This is a genomic window from Salinicoccus albus DSM 19776 (genome assembly GCF_000385175.1).
Taxonomy (GTDB): Bacteria; Bacillota; Bacilli; order Staphylococcales; family Salinicoccaceae; genus Salinicoccus; species Salinicoccus albus.
On record NZ_ARQJ01000011.1, the window covers coordinates 13,720 to 32,407 of the forward strand.

The window sequence follows — 18,688 nt, forward strand, 5'->3', positions numbered from 1 at the left end:
TTTTTAAAGATTCAGAGGTCTGTAAACTGAAAGATGTTTGAAGTGATTTTTGATTTCAAATCGATGAATTTCACAATATCTTTATAGATCAGGGCTTCATCTTCAGTTAAAGCAATACCATTCCGCACTTTGTATTTAATCAGGATTGATTCAATAAGTGCATCAAACGGTTCATGGGCTTCTCCCTTAACAGGGACATGATGCATGGTGTGGTTGGCATTGGTATTGATCTCTATGATATGACCCAACCCCTCAGTAAAATCTTCACACATAAAATCGATGCCGGCAGTGTATAATTGAGGCACTGATGCGACTGCTTCGACAGCTGCATTTATGATGTCTTCAGAAACCTCATTAGTAATGTCTACGCTTTCCCCGCCGAGTGTGAGGTTAGATATGTCGTTTAAGACAATCACTTCTTTATTATTTGGAACGCTGTCCAAATTCAGCTCCTCTAAAGCCAGTCTGTCCACCAATTGATCATTCACATTGATCAATTTTTTTCTGTAGTACGGTATGGTAGTACGGTATTCATTTTTTTGTTGTATTAATTGATTTATGGTTTGTTTCCCATCACCCGTAATATTTGCAGGCAGTCTCAGCAGCGCTGAATTAAATCTGCCTTCAATAATGCTGATTCTCACATCAAAACCATTGATATAAGGCTGAATAATGCATGAAGGGTTTGTAACATTCTTTTCTTTTTGAACTTTCAGGCTGTTATCCCATGCGTTTGAGAATGTATCGGTTTGAACATTCAGTTCTATGCCATCCCCGCCAGCCAAGGAGAGCGGTTTAAGGACATAGGAGACCGCTTCGTCTTTGTGCAGGAACTCAAATGCATTTTCTTTGTTGAAAAAATGTTCTGACCTTAACACAGGTATCTCCAATTTCCTTAAATAATTCTCCATACGAAATTTATCGTTACATAATGTTGAGGCAATCTTTCCTGTAGAAGGGGGTTTCAGTCCTGTCATCGTGCCGATTTTTTTATTCCCATAATATAAATAGGAGATTTTTTTCCCTTTGAGCGATTTCAGGGTGATGTTTAAATGATCTGCAGCATTATTGATATATGCCTTGTACGAACCAAAGCTCTTTTCATATATATTAAACGGTAAATTTTGATATTTTAGAATGGCACTCTTCGTTGCCTCTTTTGACGCCGACATTTTTTGACTCCTGACATAAAGTAGTGATATCAATCGTAATGCAAATATTATGGTTTCAAAGCATGCACTAATATATTATCCTTATAATAAACCACTTTATCAGGTTTATAAAGTTTATCGTGTATTATTTAAGGGGAAATTTCATGACATACATATTAGGGGTAGTATCCTATATCGCCCTGAAGTTTAATTTTCAGTCCGTCTCCAAATTTGCTCTGCGAAAAAGTCTGACGAACCAAATGGGGGAAAAAGAAGGCGGATTGAGTATATATTTGCGCCGGTCCGGCCATTCGATGCTTTTGCATCATATCAATAATATGAACATAGACAGCCAATATAAGCTGTATTTGAATGCGCTTGTCTACAGGCATGAGAAGAAATATCCGGATGCATACAGACTTATAGAGAATATTGATAGCCCCCGTGTATTATTTTTAAAGGTGAAATTGCTCTATGATCTGAAGCTTTTGGACAGCATTGTGGCGCTATCCAACAAAGATGTTGATGTACTTAAATATCTTAAGACCGATCAGCGGTTCAATCTCATGAGTTACCTGGTGAGAAGAAACATGTATGATGAAGCGGAGCAGCTGATCCAGATCACAGAGGTTGAAAAAGATCTTCTGATCGAGCAGTTTGAAGATGATAAAAATGATGTGTTTTATAAGTACACCTGGCGCCAGTATGCTGATAAATTTCTTGGTGTAACAAACTTTGATGACATAGACTTGCGGCGGGTAAAAGAAAAGATTGATGGTCACAATACGCAGATGCGTAAATTGGGATATACGCTCGTGATTAATGAGTATTATCTGAACAATGAGAATCTGGAGATTCTCAAAAAGGAGTTCGTCCCCTTTGTCAGAGAAAATAGTGACCTCAATCAATATATAGAATTTGAGGCATTGAATGTGTTGGAAATCGCTGATGACAGGAAAAACGGTAAAAGTTTAAAACTCCAGAGAATCCTTAACTATTATCATTCGAACCATTATTCGGAAAATATGCTCCAGACCATCTATGAGCTGATTCCGGAAGTCAACTTGAATATCCAGCATATCATGTCACTGAGAAGAATGATTCTGGATAATCAGATTTTACTTGAAGACCAAAGGTTCGGGGAATTATTAAAATGGGACAGAAGGCTGCACATCGTTTTCCATTATCCACAACTTTTTACAAATAGAAAAATCAATAACGAGATAGATGCTTTCGTGCACGATCATCTGAGTACACGGGAGCAGAAAAGAATCTATAACACTGTCATAAAAAAATTGGTTCGATATAACTTCAGACTGGAGCTTCCTCAATTCTTTATCGAACATTTGAAGGAGACCGCTCCGAAACGGATGTCCAGCGCGATTGTCCTGGGCAAATATTACTGTTCCCATAATGATTTGGAGCGTGTGGATCAGGTGGTCTCCACGCGGACCAAAGATAAACAATATAAGCTGAGGATCAATTTCTCAAAGTATCTTTTTCAGCTCAAAGCATATGATTTATCACTGTCTGAAACACATAAGGCAGCGAGTATAAAACCCTATCATCATGACGTCATCCGATCCTTCATAAGGAATTATCATGTCATCGGTGATATTACCGGCAGATTTAAGAATGTAAAGCTCATGAAGAAATACTATTCCCCAAGACTGTTCCCCCGGGAATATCAGATGGCGGCCCAGGAATTCCAATTGCTGAATACTGAATGGGAGGTCCCGATTACTTTAAGGAACAACGATGACGTAACAGGTAATGCCAAGAAGGTTTTGTATGTACTCAATAAGGCACTGCCTGTCATCAATGGGTATACGATCCGGTCCAATGAAATTGTGAAGAGGGTTCAGGATCAGGGTTATGAAGTCGTTCAAACAACCCGTCTGGGATGGTCTCCGAAACATGAAAACTATGAAATGCCAACAGAAGACATAGATGGGATAAAAACATATTATATTGATCAATCGGAAAAATACCTGACCAACAGGACGCCATTAAATGATTATTTCAATGTGTATGCGGAAGAACTTCTGAAGATCATTAAAGCGGAAAAGCCGGGCATTATCCATGCGGCTTCAAATTTTCAAAATGCGCTCCCATCATTGAAAGTAGGCAGAATGCTTGGATTAAGGACGGTTTATGAAGTCAGGGGGATGTGGCATCATACACAGACTTCAAAAAACCCCTCATTCTATAAATCCGACCGGTTTAACCTGCAGGATGACTATGAGATCATTTGCTGCCGTACGGCGGATGAAGTATTGTGTATCAGTGAAAGTCTGAAAGCGTATCTGGTGTCAAAAGGTATTGATGAAGGTAAGATCTCAGTCGTTCCCAATGGCGTGGATACTGAAGATCTGACGCCTTCGGAACCAGATCCCAAAATTGTGGATGCATTAAATCTAAAAGATACGATTGTACTCGGTTTTATCGGGTCGATTACCAACTACGAAGGTTTGGGATATATTATTGAAGCGGTTAAAAATCTGAATGAATCCAGGGTTTTTGACAAAAGAGTCAAATTTCTGGTTGTCGGTGATGGCCAATATCTGACACAGCTTCAATCAAAAGTCAGTGAACTGGGGATAGAAGACGATGTAATATTTAAAGGCAAAGTGCCTCATGACCAGGTGGCAAAATTCTATTCCGTTATCGATATCACACCTTTCCCGCGAACGCAGGCGTTAGTTTGTCAGCTGGTTACGCCGATTAAAACCTATGAAGCGATGTCAATGGCGAAAAAAGTGATTGTCAGTGATGTCGCTGCGCTGAAGGAAATGGTGATCGATGGAGAGAACGGTACCTATTTTGAAGCAGAGAATGGGTCTGAATTAGAACAGGCAATTGTATCCATAGCTAAGAATGAAGAAATCGGACAAAATGCCAGGGAATGGGTCAAAAATCACCGAGACTGGCAGGTACTGCTGGAAACCATCACGGATATTTACGAAAAAAAGGGCGTTGAAGCATGACTTCAACGCTCGAAATTTTGGGATAACCCAATCAATTATCGCTTTTCTTTACATATTCTTCTATGAATTCTTTGAACAAATATTTTGGGGACACGTGTTTCAGGTTTTCGCTGTTGGCGTTTTTACTCATCACATCATGAACGATATGATCAAAAATCTGATCTTTGTATAGGATATTATCCGTTTCAATCTCTTCAGGGAGCACCACCGGCATGTCCTTATATCCATTCGGATACTTAAATGGATTGCCCACAATGGACTCGATGTCTGTCTGCTCTAACACATAATCAAGCATCCATTGATCGGAGTGCCGGGGCATCTCAACATGTCTCACCCCGCCATCTTCATTTTCCGTGATTGGGCTGTAGATATAGGTCTGTGAGAATCTAGGTTTGATGGACGCATCTGTCAAGTGTACCCGCACCCGATATTTCCCTTCATCTGTGAGTTTGAACTGACAGAATCTCGAAGTTGTCGGCTGGGTTGATTTGTATGGACTGCCATCTTTATAAAGCTCATAAATATATTCTCGTTCTTCAATATGATTGATGAAAAGCGTCAGTTTATCATCTTCCAGTTTTTCCTCGAAAAGCAGCTGGTTGTGATAATTATCAGATGTAAATTTCTTAAGATCCGAGTTGATGCCATCATAATACTCGACGGGTGCCTTAAAGTATGTTTTTCCCTCCGGCGGCCGAGGGACAGAAAGTACCAGGTGATTGGATAATCTGTTTTGTATCAGTGCATATAGGGCATTGAGAAATTCAGATTCACTGCCTTTTTGAATACCCGGTTTTAAGATGATGATTTTCTCATATTTGTCGAGCAGGCCCACAATGGCATCCAGGTGCTTTTGAAACAGGCGGAATTTCTGGATTTGTGATAAGTTTATAAATGCCGGATGTGATTTTAACAGCTCCAGTGAAGACTTATTATAGAAATTCTCTTCCAGCATACTAACTTCATTGAGTTCACTCAGTATATCCAAAATCAGGACATCAGAATTGGAATCTTTCAAGATATGATAGAAAGTTTTGTTCAGGTCCCTGTATGCTGTTGAGATACTATCCAGTTGTTCTGTGTCTAAGTCAGCCATGTCAGCGTTATACGGCTCGGAGACCAGAGAAAGCATACTCTGTCCGCTGATGAAATTTCCAACTTTAAACGGGAAATTTTTGAATTGGGTTAATTTTTGTGTCAATGGACTGCCGATAATATCTATAGTCATAGCGCACCTCGTGTAATAGTTTGATATAAATTTTGTGTCCTTATCTTTATCATAGTATAATACTTGTTGAATGATGACCAGAGGAGAAATACGATGTACTTTTTAAAAAGGAACATACGCAGCATTATCATATACATGCTGGTCTTTGGTGTGATAGGGACGATCGCTTCCTATTTCCTATTGGGCAATACATATGATTATGAAACGTATTATCCATTAGATGAAAATTTAACCCCCAGCCAGGAACAGAAACTATCAGATCAGGTAAATCAATCGATGGCTGCTGATTCGGATGATGGCATGGTGTCTGTTCAGTATGATTCAGACGCCGGGCACTTACGCATTGAGATGCGCAGTGTAACATCGAACGATGTCTCATCTGTCAGCAGTGATTTTGAAAATATTCTTGATGCGCAGGGAATCACATACGATGCCGGGGCGGATGTATCTGTCACAGTAAACGGACAATACATTGCCAGGGCATCTGTAATTGGTGTCCTGATATTATTGGGATTAATCGCTGGCATGATCCATTCCTTGTTGGATCGCAGGGTAAAATCCGATGAAGATGTGCACCATTATTTGGACGAAAAGGTAATAGGAAAGTTTTAGGAGGGTTTCAGATGCAAAGGACAAGGAGTAAGCTGGAAGTCACCCATGATTTTGAGCCTGAAATTCAGAATGCTTTATATAATGCGGCCAAATCGATCATCAACAGGAGTGAAAACGATTCGGTTGAATCTATACTGTTCACCTCAAACAATGATCCGGCAGGTGTCTGTGCAGCTGCCTCCCACATCGCCCATCTGCTGACTCAGCTTAACAGGCGTGTGTTGATCATTAATCTGGATTTAAATGCGTCGGGGGCTCTGGGGGCATATTTTGAAGATGATGAGCGATCCAGGCTTATAGATACGATCAGTCATTCATCCTATTTGAGCGAAGCGATCCAGCCGTCCCAATATGAGGATCTGGATTATATAGAAATTGAAACAGTGGAGAAAGAAACGTATATCGGACTTTTGAATAAGAAAGATATCAAAACGAAATTAGTCCCTTTGAAAAACTATTATGACTATGTCCTGCTCATCGGGCCGGAATCAGATGAATTTGAACATTATGCTAATATATTTGAGCTGGCTGACGCTGCAGTAACGATTTCAAAAGATAAAACCAGCGATTACAGGAAGATAAAAAGTCATATGGACAAATTTAGCCTTTTTAATGTAAAAAGTTTTGGTATAATAAGAAACGTCAAATAATATCTAGAAAGCAAGGTGGCATTAATTGAAATTAACAACGATTGGGCTGGGTTATATCGGTCTGCCGACATCGATCATGTTTGCAAAACACGACGTTGACGTTCACGGGGTGGATATCAAGCAGGAAGCAGTAGACATGCTGAACAGTGGCAGCATCCATATAGAGGAGCCCGGACTTCAGGAGGCACTGGGAGAAGTCCTCGACAAAGGGACTTTCAAAGCTTCAACTACCCCTGTGGAAGCGGACGCATACATAATAGCAGTGCCTTCCCCAAATAGGGATGATGAGTTTAAATCTTGTGATATTTCCATTGTGATGTCAGGTGTCCAAAGCATTGTGCCGCTTCTCAAAAAAGGAGACACTGTGATTGTGGAATCCACAATTGCACCAAGAACAATGGATGACAATGTGGCGCCATACCTTGAAGCGCAGGGTTTTAAAATCGGTGAAGATATCTTCCTGGTGCACTGCCCTGAACGGGTGCTGCCGGGTCAAATCATGGAAGAACTGATCTATAACAACCGCATTGTTGGCGGGATGACCCCTGCCTGTGTCGAAGCCGGCAAAAAAGTGTACGGGGCTTTCGTCCAGGGTGAAATGATCGAAACAGACGCGAAAACAGCAGAAATGTCCAAGCTGATGGAAAATACGTACCGTGATGTCAACATTGCCCTTGCGAATGAACTGGCAAAAATCTGTAATGAACTGGATATCAATGTATATGATGTCATCGCCATGGCGAACAAGCACCCGCGTGTGAACCTCCATACGCCTGGACCGGGTGTCGGCGGGCACTGTCTGGCAGTGGATCCATACTTCATTATTGCCGAAGCGCCTGAGCAGGCACCGTTAATCAAATTAGCCCGCGACATCAATGTTTCCATGCCGCAATATGTGGTGGACTACACCAAAGACATCCTTGAGAAACTGAATGGACGGAAAGTGACTGTCTTCGGTCTGACATACAAAGGGGATGTGGATGATATCCGTGAATCTCCTGCATTTGATATCTATACACTTCTCAGAAAAGAAGCTGGTCTGGATGTGGTTGCCTACGATCCGCACGTCAAGCAGGATTGGGTCGAGAAAGACGTTCAGAAAGCAGTGGCAGACAGCACGCTTGTACTTGTTTTAAGCGACCACAGTGAATTCAAAGAAATGTCTGATGCGGACTTCTCAACAATGAAAGATAAAGTCATCTTTGATACCAAGAATGTGATGAATGCAGACGCTTATGATGATGTCCAATACTACAACTACGGGAATATTCAAAAGCTCCTTAGAATAATTACAGCCTGACAGCATGTTGCTAGGACTGTAGACATGGTCTCACAGGACATGTCTGCAGTTTTTTATTACCAACTACCTAACAGAAAGGGATTAAATTCCGATATGAGTAATGAAATGTTTACAGAATATATCAAGGAACAGGATGAGAGTGAGCTTGAAGTTCTTGAAAACGATGTTTTCCCATTGCTGAAGTACAAGACTGGAACGAAAATGGCTGCTGATAATGCTTTGGAAAATATCATTATTCCTTTCACGAATTTTGATCCAGTAAAGTTTGATGAAAATTACTGGTTCACTGATAAGAAGAAAAAATATGGGGACAGTTATCAGTTATATATACAGTCGATGAGGGTTTGTGCAGAAATTTTAAATGAATATGCCCAAACTGAAGATGAACGATATTTGTATAAAGCGAAAGAAATTATCATGTCCTGGATACATTTTGTCACCAACGGTACGGAGGAAAAGATGGTCTGGTACGATCATCCGACCGCGAGCAGAACCCAGGTAATCATCCAATTTCTGTTTCTATCTAAAAAAACGAGCATTGAAATAGATGAGCACCTGTTCAAAGCAGTTCTTCAGAAACATGGTGAGGTGTTGAGCGATGACAGCAAGTATAAAAATAATAACCATGGTCTGATGATGGATAAAGCGTTGATGGTTTTGGGTAATGTTCTAAATGATTCCAGTTTATTCATGAGAGGGTATTACCGGGCCATCGATACTTTCTGGTACAGTTTCAGCTACAACGGCATCCATATCGAAAATTCCCCTGACTATCATATGATGGTTACCAGGATGTATGAAGAAATCGAGCAATACCTGAACAGCAGGGGCAAATCGTTCGGTACCAATATAAATAGGTATTTAGAGCTCGCTAAAATATATCCACAAATATTATTGAAACCGGACAGGGCTTTCCCTGCAATTGGTGATTCCGGAAATGCGAAAAAGAAAGTAAATAAAATATATAGGAATTTATATGATGAGGAAGCGGGCATCTCCGTACTTCAATATGGTTCCCCTAAACCTTTATATGTCAGTTTTATCTCGGGTTATAGCAGCAAAGTACACAAACATAAGGATGATTTGAGTATTACTTTAAATTATAATGGGGCAGATTTTTTCGAAGATCCGGGCAAATATAATTACAGTAAGACAAAAGAAAGAAAGTATATAATCTCCCGCCGGGCACATAGCAGCTTTTTCATGAAAGAGTTCGACTATACGATAAAACCTGAGAACAGGTTTGACAGGAAAGTCAGATTGAAGGGTTATATCGACAACAGTATTTATGCCCACGTCATAGGAGAGAATGGGGATTACAACGGCAGCAGTGCCGTACTGGCACGCAATGTTATCCTGTTTAAAAATGCACCGTTGATCATCATCATTGATAATGTAGATACAACTGTAAGACATAAATTAAAATTCACTCAGAATTTTAATCTGGCCTCGAATGTTGAAATCGAAGATATAGAGGGCAAATATAGATTGACCAGCAAGGGTGAGTCCCTCTGTGTTGAACAATTTGAGAAGATAGATGAAAGACGGATAATATCAGGAGATTTTGAGAAACCTGTGGCGATAAATACGACCGGCTTTGGGAAGGCGGAAAAAACAAACCAGCTGAGGTATGAGAAAGCATCAAATAAAGGGAACGTGTATTGTACGGCAATTTATGATGACAATGTAGTCAGTGATGTAAATTTAGTGTATCAGGATGATTCGGTGCACATTGAATTTAATGGTGAACAGTACACTATTTATCAATAGTTCATAGATATAAATTTTAATTGAAAGCAGGTATTTAGAATGATTAACCTTTTAAAGAATTACAACTACTCAAGACAATTCATACTGGTAGAAGATGAAGGTAAAAAAATCCGGGAAAAATTGAAATCAGATTTGGAACTTATTGATATTGATGACTATTTGTGGACAATTGTCACCACTGTTTCGATGCAAAATATTGAGGGTGTTGAATATCATCTGATTCAGCATGAGGATAAACAGCTGGGATGGATTGAACTAGAAGATTCAATTCAGATCTTCAGATTTCCTGCGGAACACTACAAAGTAATTGAAGAAAAATTCACTAATAATGAAGTCAATGCCAATTTGAATATAGAGAAAGATTTCATTTCTCATTTCAAAGGCAAGCTTCTGAATGTTAAATCTCAGATTTTTTATAAGGGTGAACGCTACTTCAGTGTGTTCATTAAAGGGAAGTTCCATGGATTTCATCATCACAGCTTGCTTGACAGGATGAAACCGTATGAGATTGAAATTGGCCAGGATCAGCTGGAAGAAAATACGCCACTATATAAACTGAGCAGTCTGACAAAACCGGTCGAAGGTGAGCTGGATATTGCGTCTTTAAAATTACTTTCAGTATTTGAACAGCTTGGCGTGGGCAAAGTATGCGTGAATGACAGTGATAACTATTGGATTTCCCTTGGTAATATCAATGGGCTGGATTTGAATCTTGAGTCAGATGATGAAAAGTCATTGGAGAAACTGCATCTTGATGATCTTTTTCACAGCGTTAACTTGGAGCGCAGTAAAAGCAAGGATATTGTCAAGACAGTTTTATCCGCCCAAGAGTTTCTTAATGACAAAAAGAATAAGAACAAAGATTTTGATGCACAGAAATTAAGAAGCTCGTTCTTAAATGATAAAAGTAATAATGAAGATTTGCAGAATGAAAAGGAAGCACTTAAAAAGGAAAATCTCGAATTAAAAAATATTAACAGGAAAAAAGATAAAGGTTTGAAACTTGCTGAACAGCGTTTGGATCAACAGAAAGATTACACGCAAAGACTTGAAGCACAAAGGGACAAGTATAAAGATCGCATGCAAGTGGTGGAAGAAAAGCTTAAAAACCTGGATGGCAAATATAAGGCATTAAAAGAAAAATTAAACAGTAAATAATTATCGTGATTCTGACAAAACTAATTTAACAAAAGGTGATGAACGATATTGGATAGAAAGCAGTTAGAAAAAAACCTAAAGAAATATAACAAGAAAATTGATGACAACTTTTCGACTACGTTAAACGAAATCATCAATGATCTGAATCCGAGCATAAACATCCATGAATACAGTTCGAACTATCTTTTTAAGCAGGATTCAGATCCATTCTATTACATGAAAGTTGAGGAATTGAATCGGCATAAGGCACTGGATAAATTCAGAGAAATAGTCGATGAGATCCCATCCAGCAACGGCAGCAGATTTTACAGAAAACTCAATTACAAGATTGGCATCATCTCTGATCAGTTTTTATATGAATCATTCAAGGACGCCGCGGATGTAGAATATATCAACAGGCATGAAAGAGATCATATCAAAGATTATGATTTTGTTATTTTTGCAACGACATGGCGCGGCATTGATCAGTCTTGGATGGGTGCTGCGACACCAAATGGTCCGATCAGAAGACAGATGATTATGCTGGCCGAGGAGTATAACAAACGCGGCATTCCGACAGTTTTCTATTCCAAGGAAGATCCGGTCAATTATAATCTTTTCAAAAGTCTGGCAAAACATTGCAAATATATATATACAACGGCCAGGGAAGTCGTTCATCTATATAAGGAATATACAGGCAATGACAATGTGAAAGTACTGCAGTTTGGGGTGAATCCCCAAATCCATAACCCTGTGGGCAGCAGGACACAATATGCTGAAAAATATAAAGATGAGATTTTGTTTGCAGGCAGCTGGCTATCGAAATATCCAGTCAGGATGAGTGAAACAAAGCGGCTGTTTGACTCGATTTTGAATGCTGATGCACCTCTTACGATCATTGACAGGAACCTGGAGTTGAAAGACCCTAGATATCAATTCCCATCAAAGTATATTGAAAATCTGACACCGCCGGTCAGCCATGATTTTCTGATGAAACTGCACAAGATCATCCGTTGGAGCATCAATATGAACTCTGTCAAATATTCTGAAACAATGTTTGCAAACAGAGTTTATGAATTACAGGCATTTGGGAACTTATTGCTTTCAAACTATAACACAGGTATCAACAACCAATTTCCCAACGTCAGAATGATCCATGCCCCTGACGACTTTAAAGTCATCTACAGCACAAAAGAAAGTGACTTGAAAGACTTGCAGGCCAAAGGAATCAGAGGCGTGATGAACAACCATACAACTTATGAGCGTATCCGTTCCATTGCTAAAGATATCGGGCTTCAGGTTGAAGAGAACCGGAACAATATTCTGGTTATCCTGGAAAATGATTCAGAAGAGAACTGGCAGAGTTTTGAGCAGCAGATATATGATAATAAGACGCCAGTATTAAAGAAAGACCTGGAAAACATTGATTTGTCAGCATTTGACTTTGTGACCTATTTCTCCGATGAATATGTCTATGAAGAATATTATTTGGAAGATATGATCAGTGCCTTCAAGTATACGGACGTGGATTTTGTCACCAAAAATAGCCATGAGGAAGCACATAATTACATCGACCACATCGATAATGTACACAAATCAATGACTGATATCAGAAGCGTCAGTACATTAAGTGAAGTCGCCGGCTTGACCAACGGATACAACCTGGATGATGTGGAACTGGTTGCAAAACGTGACAACGACACGCTGCAGTCTAAAGTATTTGAGGAGAAGAAGCTGAGTGTCATCGTACCGATTCATAATAACGGTACATATCTGGAGGAAAAATGTTTTGCCAGCTTAAAAAGGTCGAGCAGCTTCGACAGGATGGAAATCATTTTTGTAAATGACGGCAGTACTGATGATACCACTCTCAAGATTATCAATCGGCTGCGTCGCAGACATCCGGATATCGTATATTATGAATTTGAAGATGGATCTGGCAGTGCTTCCAGGCCTAGGAATAAAGGTGCGAGAATCGCAACGACTGACTATATCACTTATCTGGATCCGGATAATGAAGCTTCAGGAGATGGCTATCACAGAATGCTGGAGATCATCCAGAACCAGGATGTGGATATGGTCGTCGGAAATATTGTCAAAGAGGACAATGAGAAGAAAACAGCCGGCAAATACAGCGGTACCATCAAGAAGTATAATTTCAATAAGCTATATATATCAGATCCAAGAGATTATCTGATCAGAGCAGCGTTGCGTGTACAAAGTATTCAGGCATTGATCGTCAAAAAGTCTGTAATTATCGATAATGATATTATCATGGTAGAAGGCGCCGCCGGACAGGACACGATGTTTTTCCAGGAACTCGTGTTAAACTGTAATACAATCCAAGGTATAGATAAATTTATCCACGTCTACTATGCAGCCGTCGCCGGCAGTGTAACAAACACAGTATCGAAAACATTCTTTGACAAGTATTACAGATTGGAAATCGAAAGAATCCCTTATCTGGAAAAATACGATTTGATGGACGTTTACCTCAAAGAAAGATACAGTTTCTATATAAGGAAATGGTATATGCCGCGATTGGAAAGAGTGGCTCCTGAGGAACGGGAAGAAGCTGTAAAAAGATTTCTCGATATTATAGAATTATACGAAAAGTATGAACCGGAATTTGAACTGGAAGTTCAGGAATATTTGAACGGGCTTTATGAAGAAATGAAACAGATAAAATAAGTAATGTGATTGTGAGCAGGATTTTAATGAAAATTAACGAGTTTACTATGCAGATGTTTAATGATCATAAAACATTCATAAATATTTTGATTGTTGAGCCACACAATCAAAATATTTATGCTGATAAAGAAAAAAATTTAATATCAGCTCGGAGCAGTGATTATAATTTCAAAATTGTAATTGCCAGAGAGATAATTGAAATAGATGACGAACTGTTCTTTAAAATTGAATTTGAAGGCAGAGATATTGGACTTTTCAAACCTCAGAAAAGCATATTACTTATACCAAAAACTAATAGGCAGATAAAATTGAATGAACATGCGACATTTGATAATGAATTAAATCAATATTTGGAACTGAACGTGGAAAATTATAAAGAAAAAAATAAAAATATTATGTTTTCTAGATATTACGCAGTATATGATTCAAATATTTATGAATGCCTGACATTAGTGGATGAAATAATCTGCTTTATGAAACCTGCTGAAATTAGTGAACTTTACAGAGTAACTACAGAGTTTACAATTAATAAAGATACCATCACTTATTATGACAGCCGACTGCACAGGAAAGGTAAAAAAGTTAAAGCTTCAAATAAAGTGTATACAACGAAACATATTTTACCGGATGAAAACAAGGTGAAATTCAGGTACAAAGGCAAAGATGTTTGGATCAAACAGGAATTCCTGAACATAAACTACAATATTAATAGGTATCGACCAGATGAAATCAATGAAGTCATTTTAAGTTCCATAATTAATCAGAGTGAAGAGAAATTGGAGAATTATCACTTATATTATGACAGAATTCTAAAAAAGGAATTGAACAAGCAGGTGAATTTTGATGGAACTCGATAGTTATATCAAAACATTCGAAAAGGAATATGAGAGGGATCATAAGTCGGAATTACATGTCTTTGATTCGATTAAAGCCTTCAATGCTGATAACTTGATCATTGAAGAATATCCTCTTGAGCGCAACATGTTTTATTATTCCAAAGATGTAATTTTTCTTTATGAGGAAGATGATTTTATCGGTTGGGTTGTGGAAGAACACTCAATAAAACAACTATACTTATCCTATCAAACTTTAGATAATAATTTTGCAGTAGCACCCGAGAAAAGTTTTTTTGAAGTGAATCCAGATAACTCATATTATATTGATATACAAATCAGACAAAATGAAACTATCTCAATCACACCCGTTCTTATTCATTACTCCAAGGGCAAGAAAAGAAAGCAGACAAATATCAATGAAGTGAATCAAGCGATCAATTTTGATAAGTCTGATGATAAATGCAGGTTGACTTTTAAAATTCGAGGTCATGGTAATTTTTCGATCGAGAATATAAAAGTCATAAAAATGAAACAAGGTGAGTATTAGTATATGGAGGAAAAATACCTTAATATTAAAACTAGTGATTTAAACATGAACGTCCCACAAAAATATTATTTAAACGAAGAAAATACAAAGCTTATCTATAGTAATTTAAATAATAAAGATGTTATAGCCCTCTCTGATATGTTGACATCTTACGTAGTGGATGTGAAAAAGCAGAAGATATTTAATAAGAAAATAATGTCGTTGATAAGCGTAAACGATCAAGATGTAGGATGGGTTCATCTAAAACAATCACCAAGAGTTTATAGATTACCAACGATACATGGAAAATTTAAGAAAGTTGATGATGCCCAGTCAAATAATAAACTGGACAGTTTAAAAAACAGGCTGGTGAAAGTTTATTATATATTTTTTATAGAAAATGAACCATATTTACTGATTGATAAAGTCGGTTCTCATGAATATTCCAGTATAAAATTGAAAAACTTTCACCGTCTGTACAATTCCGATGAATATCAGACAGTCGATATAGAAGAAAATACTTTAATTTATAAAGACAGTGAATTTATGCGTATTGAAAAGTCACTTGAAGAGACAACAACATGTCAGGTGTCAGGTTATTTTACAGACTTGGATGAAGTCAGAATTAAACTGAATGGAAGACACTATTGGACAAGGTTGATACATGATTTTTCAGCGGATCACAGTGAGGGCATTGAGGCACTTGATTATGAGTTAGTAGATATGCTTGTATATCTTAAAGAATCGGATGAAAAATTAAAGACAAAGCTGAAAAACCAAACCTATCGATTAAAGAATATTGAAAATAATATTCAGGTATCCAATGACTTGCAACAACTCTATTTGAGGAAATACGTAGGTGATATATATGAATCTCAATAATCTGCTTACTATTGATGAGTGTACTGATCGTCAACTGCCTGACGGTAAGCCACTCATCAATTTTTTAGATAATATAATAACGGAGAAAATTGATACGCTGTCTGGTACAAAGCTTAAAGATGAACTTGAGCTCATCAATGTAAAGAGTTTTAATGATGGAAAAATATTGATATTAACTGAACCTAAAGGGGATATCATATCAGAGGATGAAATTATAAGATTCAAAAAAAATTATGAGAAACAAGTATCTTCTGCGATGTCCCAGGGGAAACCTTATGTTCACCTGGTAACAAATATCAAATGGTATAGTCTATTTCATAACTTTATACAAAATAACAACATTCCCGTATATGTTTCAAAAGTGGATTATGCTCAAATGCCCGAGTGGGAAATTGAAAAAGACTTAAAAATGACTGAGGCATTTATGCTGCCAAGCCATCTACATTACTATTCGAATGAGATTAACCATTCTATACTCATAGATCTGACACTTGCAGATACCAGTCAGCGAAATTATGTGCTGGATTTTGAAAAATTACTTGGCAAGGCGTTGGAATTTGATAATGTGGAGATATTAATTAGACCAGGAATGTACCTGCCATCATTTGAAAATGAGCATATACAGGTGATTGAGACTGCTGACTCTGAGTGCATCCACTCTCACTCAAATGTCTTTGTATATAGTAACAAACCTTACAGCAATGAAATACTTCCCCGATTATTATATTATGCTGCGAATTCTAAAATCGTATTTACAAATTATAATTACAGTATTAATAACCTTGTACCTTCAGTCATATTGAACCTTAATAAAAAGGGTTACGCATTTTCGCCGTTAAATGAACTGGATGCATTTAATATACTCAATGAGAATAGGAATAATGTATTATATAATCTGACACTGATTAACATCATAGATGATATCCATGCTGATATTTTTGATAAAAGACTTGTTAATCAGTTGAATATTGGCAGCGGAAACAATTATATGGTTGATAACAATCTTATTACAGGAAATGATTGTGAGCAATTTGATTCAAAGATAAATAGCAGTAAGTATGATATTGAGCAGACCTTATCATTCCCTATTATCTTTTTGGGCAAAACAGGCGTAGAATACAATGATAGTTTCATTAAATTTCCTGATAAGAAAATAGATTGTATCATTCATAATCAAAAGAATGTTGTTAATAAAAGCAACCAAAAGAAAAAATTGAGCATGATTATACCCATACATAATAACGGTAAATATTTAAAGTTCAAATGTTATAACAGTATAAAACAGCTCACATGTTTTGATGATTTGGAAATTATATTTGTGGATGATGGAAGTACAGACCATGAGACTTTACGTATCATTGAAGACATTCGCTCGGAACATCCGGAGATTGTATATCAAAGATTTGAAAATGGGTCAGGGAGCGCGTCAAGGCCCCGTAACGCCGGAGTTGAATTAGCATCAACCGATTATATTACATTTCTTGATCCGGATAACGAAGCGATTAATGATGGTTTTTCTGTCCTGCTCGAAGAGATGGAAAAGAATCAGGATCTGGATATGATCGTTGGGAATATTGTCCGGGAAGATAATATTAAGAGAAATGAAATTAACTATTATAATAAGGTAATGAAAGTCAACGTGGATGATATTATTGAAGATACGAGAAGCATTTTAATTAACACGAATTTGACTGTCCAGAGCATCCAGGCATTGATTGTAAAAAGAAAAATTCTTTTAGAGAATGACTTGAAAATGGTTGAGGGAGCAGCTGGACAGGATACATTGTTTTTCCAGGAGCTTATCCTGAACTGCGACAAAGTTAAAGTGATTGATCAGATGGTTCATTCATATTATGCATATGTGGAAGGTTCCGTAACAAATACTGTCACACACAAATTTTTTGAGAAGTTTTATAAAGTTGAACTTCAAAGAATTAAATTTTTAGAAGAAGAAAATTTAATAGATGTTTATATGAAAATTAAGTTTAATTTTTATTTTAAAAATTGGTATCTAAAGAAATATGCTGAGATTCAAGATTTACATGAAAAAGCGAAAGCGAAAGAATATTTAGATAAAATAATAGAACTTTACTCACCATATAGAGAGTATTTTGATGTTATTGACTATTAATATAATCAGCAATTTATGATCGATGTGTATGGCAAAATAAAGGTGGCTCTTACGCTAATTTGGGAAGAACCGAGTATATATCAGTAAAAAGGAATGATGACCATGTACCCCCATTTCGCTGATCTCGATTCTCGTTTACTCATCTTGTGTCAAGTAGAAGATGCCAACATGCTGACCGACGTGGTTACGTCGGATACAAAAAACAGGCAAATGCCCGCAGTGTCAACACAGGGCCCATAATCGGCATAGTACCTACATGCGGGTGATTGATGATTTATCCATTCAAGGCAAACAGGTTCAGTTATATCTGAAAACCAGAAAATGGTTTTGTACGAATGCTTTCTGCGAAACAAAAGTGTTTACCGAACGGTTCGAATGGCTGCTGCCCTATAAACAGCGGACGGTCCGTCTGGATAAAGTGCTGCGCACGATTGCTTTCTCAACCCACTGTATCGAGGCGCCCCTTGTCACTCGAATTCTAGGCATGCCGGTGAGTCATGATACACTGCTCCGTCTGATTCAGACAACAGAAATGCCAAAAGTCCACAGTCCCTTTTGTCGGTATTGACGATTTCGCCTGGAAAAAAACCACCGATACGGCATTCTGATTTGTGATGCAGTCACCCATCATCCCATTGATCTCCTGCCGGACCGCGAGCCAGAGACACTGGTTGAATGGTTGGGCAATCATCCGGAACTCACACATATTACACGCGATCGCTACACCCGGTTTCAGACAGTCATTTCTGCGCACGATGCATCCGTCATTCAGATTCATGACCGGTTT

General features: G+C 37.9%; 14 protein-coding genes and 1 pseudogene. 13 read left to right on the top strand and 2 right to left on the bottom strand.

From position 1 onward, the window contains the following. Nucleotides 1–11: 11 nt before the first annotated feature. Complete coding sequence (locus G343_RS0100550; RefSeq protein WP_020006177.1) at nucleotides 12–1,172, bottom strand: ATP-grasp domain-containing protein; 1,161 nt, start codon at nucleotides 1,170–1,172, stop codon at nucleotides 12–14. 143 nt (nucleotides 1,173–1,315) lie between these two features. On the opposite strand from G343_RS0100550, the gene G343_RS0100555 reads away from it, so the two are divergent. After that, nucleotides 1,316–4,138, top strand: coding sequence for a glycosyltransferase family 4 protein (locus tag G343_RS0100555; protein WP_020006178.1), 2,823 nt, complete (start codon nucleotides 1,316–1,318; stop codon nucleotides 4,136–4,138). A 31-nt stretch (nucleotides 4,139–4,169) separates the two neighbouring features. Here G343_RS0100555 and G343_RS0100560 read toward each other — a convergent pair whose 3' ends face one another. Next, nucleotides 4,170–5,366 (bottom strand): DUF6270 domain-containing protein, encoded by a 1,197-nt coding sequence (locus G343_RS0100560; protein ID WP_020006179.1) that lies wholly within the window; start codon nucleotides 5,364–5,366, stop codon nucleotides 4,170–4,172. 93 nt (nucleotides 5,367–5,459) lie between these two features. Here G343_RS0100560 and G343_RS0100565 point away from each other — a divergent pair, with 93 nt between their 5' ends. The 12 genes and pseudogenes from G343_RS0100565 to G343_RS15910 all read left to right on the top strand — a co-directional run. Next, the gene (locus G343_RS0100565) at nucleotides 5,460–5,978 is read left to right on the top strand and encodes a hypothetical protein (protein WP_020006180.1); all 519 of its coding nucleotides are present in this window, start codon (nucleotides 5,460–5,462) and stop codon (nucleotides 5,976–5,978) included. Between the two features lie 11 nt (nucleotides 5,979–5,989). Further along, the gene (locus G343_RS0100570) at nucleotides 5,990–6,628 is read left to right on the top strand and encodes an AAA family ATPase (protein WP_020006181.1); all 639 of its coding nucleotides are present in this window, start codon (nucleotides 5,990–5,992) and stop codon (nucleotides 6,626–6,628) included. A gap of 25 nt (nucleotides 6,629–6,653) precedes the next feature. Beyond that, nucleotides 6,654–7,928 (top strand): nucleotide sugar dehydrogenase, encoded by a 1,275-nt coding sequence (locus G343_RS0100575; RefSeq protein ID WP_020006182.1) that lies wholly within the window; start codon nucleotides 6,654–6,656, stop codon nucleotides 7,926–7,928. 93 nt (nucleotides 7,929–8,021) lie between these two features. Further along, nucleotides 8,022–9,698, top strand: a complete 1,677-nt coding sequence (locus G343_RS0100580; protein ID WP_245541917.1) for a heparinase II/III domain-containing protein — start codon at nucleotides 8,022–8,024, stop codon at nucleotides 9,696–9,698. A 39-nt stretch (nucleotides 9,699–9,737) separates the two neighbouring features. Next, complete coding sequence (locus G343_RS0100585; RefSeq protein ID WP_020006184.1) at nucleotides 9,738–10,856, top strand: hypothetical protein; 1,119 nt, start codon at nucleotides 9,738–9,740, stop codon at nucleotides 10,854–10,856. Nucleotides 10,857–10,904: 48 nt separating this feature from the next. After that, complete coding sequence (locus G343_RS0100590) at nucleotides 10,905–13,526, top strand: glycosyltransferase (protein ID WP_020006185.1); 2,622 nt, start codon at nucleotides 10,905–10,907, stop codon at nucleotides 13,524–13,526. A gap of 26 nt (nucleotides 13,527–13,552) precedes the next feature. Further along, nucleotides 13,553–14,383 carry a hypothetical protein gene (locus G343_RS0100595; protein WP_020006186.1) on the top strand — a complete coding sequence of 277 codons (831 nt, stop codon included), beginning with the start codon at nucleotides 13,553–13,555 and terminating at the stop codon, nucleotides 14,381–14,383. After that, nucleotides 14,370–14,909, top strand: a complete 540-nt coding sequence (locus G343_RS0100600) for a hypothetical protein (RefSeq protein WP_020006187.1) — start codon at nucleotides 14,370–14,372, stop codon at nucleotides 14,907–14,909. Before G343_RS0100595 ends, G343_RS0100600 begins: the two co-directional genes overlap by 14 nt. A 3-nt stretch (nucleotides 14,910–14,912) precedes the next feature. Beyond that, a complete protein-coding gene (locus G343_RS0100605; protein ID WP_020006188.1) occupies nucleotides 14,913–15,770 on the top strand; it encodes a hypothetical protein in 858 nt (285 codons plus the stop codon). Then, entirely contained in the window at nucleotides 15,757–17,901 is a 2,145-nt protein-coding gene (locus G343_RS14895) for a glycosyltransferase (RefSeq protein ID WP_020006189.1), read from the top strand. Before G343_RS0100605 ends, G343_RS14895 begins: the two co-directional genes overlap by 14 nt. Before the next feature lie 193 nt (nucleotides 17,902–18,094). Further along, the gene (locus G343_RS15070) at nucleotides 18,095–18,469 is read left to right on the top strand and encodes a transposase family protein (protein WP_083931341.1); all 375 of its coding nucleotides are present in this window, start codon (nucleotides 18,095–18,097) and stop codon (nucleotides 18,467–18,469) included. 9 nt (nucleotides 18,470–18,478) lie between these two features. Next, a pseudogene (locus G343_RS15910) lies at nucleotides 18,479–18,688 on the top strand (transposase); the annotation flags it as partial.

Excerpts from the sequence above, each read along its gene's own strand:
- G343_RS0100550 (WP_020006177.1), bottom strand. The coding sequence starts at position 1,172 with ATGTCGGCGTCAAAAGAGGCAACGAAGAGTGCCATTCTAAAATATCAA.
- G343_RS0100555 (WP_020006178.1), top strand. The coding sequence starts at position 1,316 with ATGACATACATATTAGGGGTAGTATCCTATATCGCCCTGAAGTTTAAT.
- G343_RS0100560 (WP_020006179.1), bottom strand. The coding sequence starts at position 5,366 with ATGACTATAGATATTATCGGCAGTCCATTGACACAAAAATTAACCCAA.
- G343_RS0100565 (WP_020006180.1), top strand. The coding sequence starts at position 5,460 with ATGTACTTTTTAAAAAGGAACATACGCAGCATTATCATATACATGCTG.
- G343_RS0100570 (WP_020006181.1), top strand. The coding sequence starts at position 5,990 with ATGCAAAGGACAAGGAGTAAGCTGGAAGTCACCCATGATTTTGAGCCT.
- G343_RS0100580 (WP_245541917.1), top strand. The coding sequence starts at position 8,022 with ATGAGTAATGAAATGTTTACAGAATATATCAAGGAACAGGATGAGAGT.
- G343_RS0100585 (WP_020006184.1), top strand. The coding sequence starts at position 9,738 with ATGATTAACCTTTTAAAGAATTACAACTACTCAAGACAATTCATACTG.
- G343_RS0100595 (WP_020006186.1), top strand. The coding sequence starts at position 13,553 with ATGAAAATTAACGAGTTTACTATGCAGATGTTTAATGATCATAAAACA.
- G343_RS0100600 (WP_020006187.1), top strand. The coding sequence starts at position 14,370 with ATGGAACTCGATAGTTATATCAAAACATTCGAAAAGGAATATGAGAGG.
- G343_RS0100605 (WP_020006188.1), top strand. The coding sequence starts at position 14,913 with ATGGAGGAAAAATACCTTAATATTAAAACTAGTGATTTAAACATGAAC.
- G343_RS14895 (WP_020006189.1), top strand. The coding sequence starts at position 15,757 with ATGAATCTCAATAATCTGCTTACTATTGATGAGTGTACTGATCGTCAA.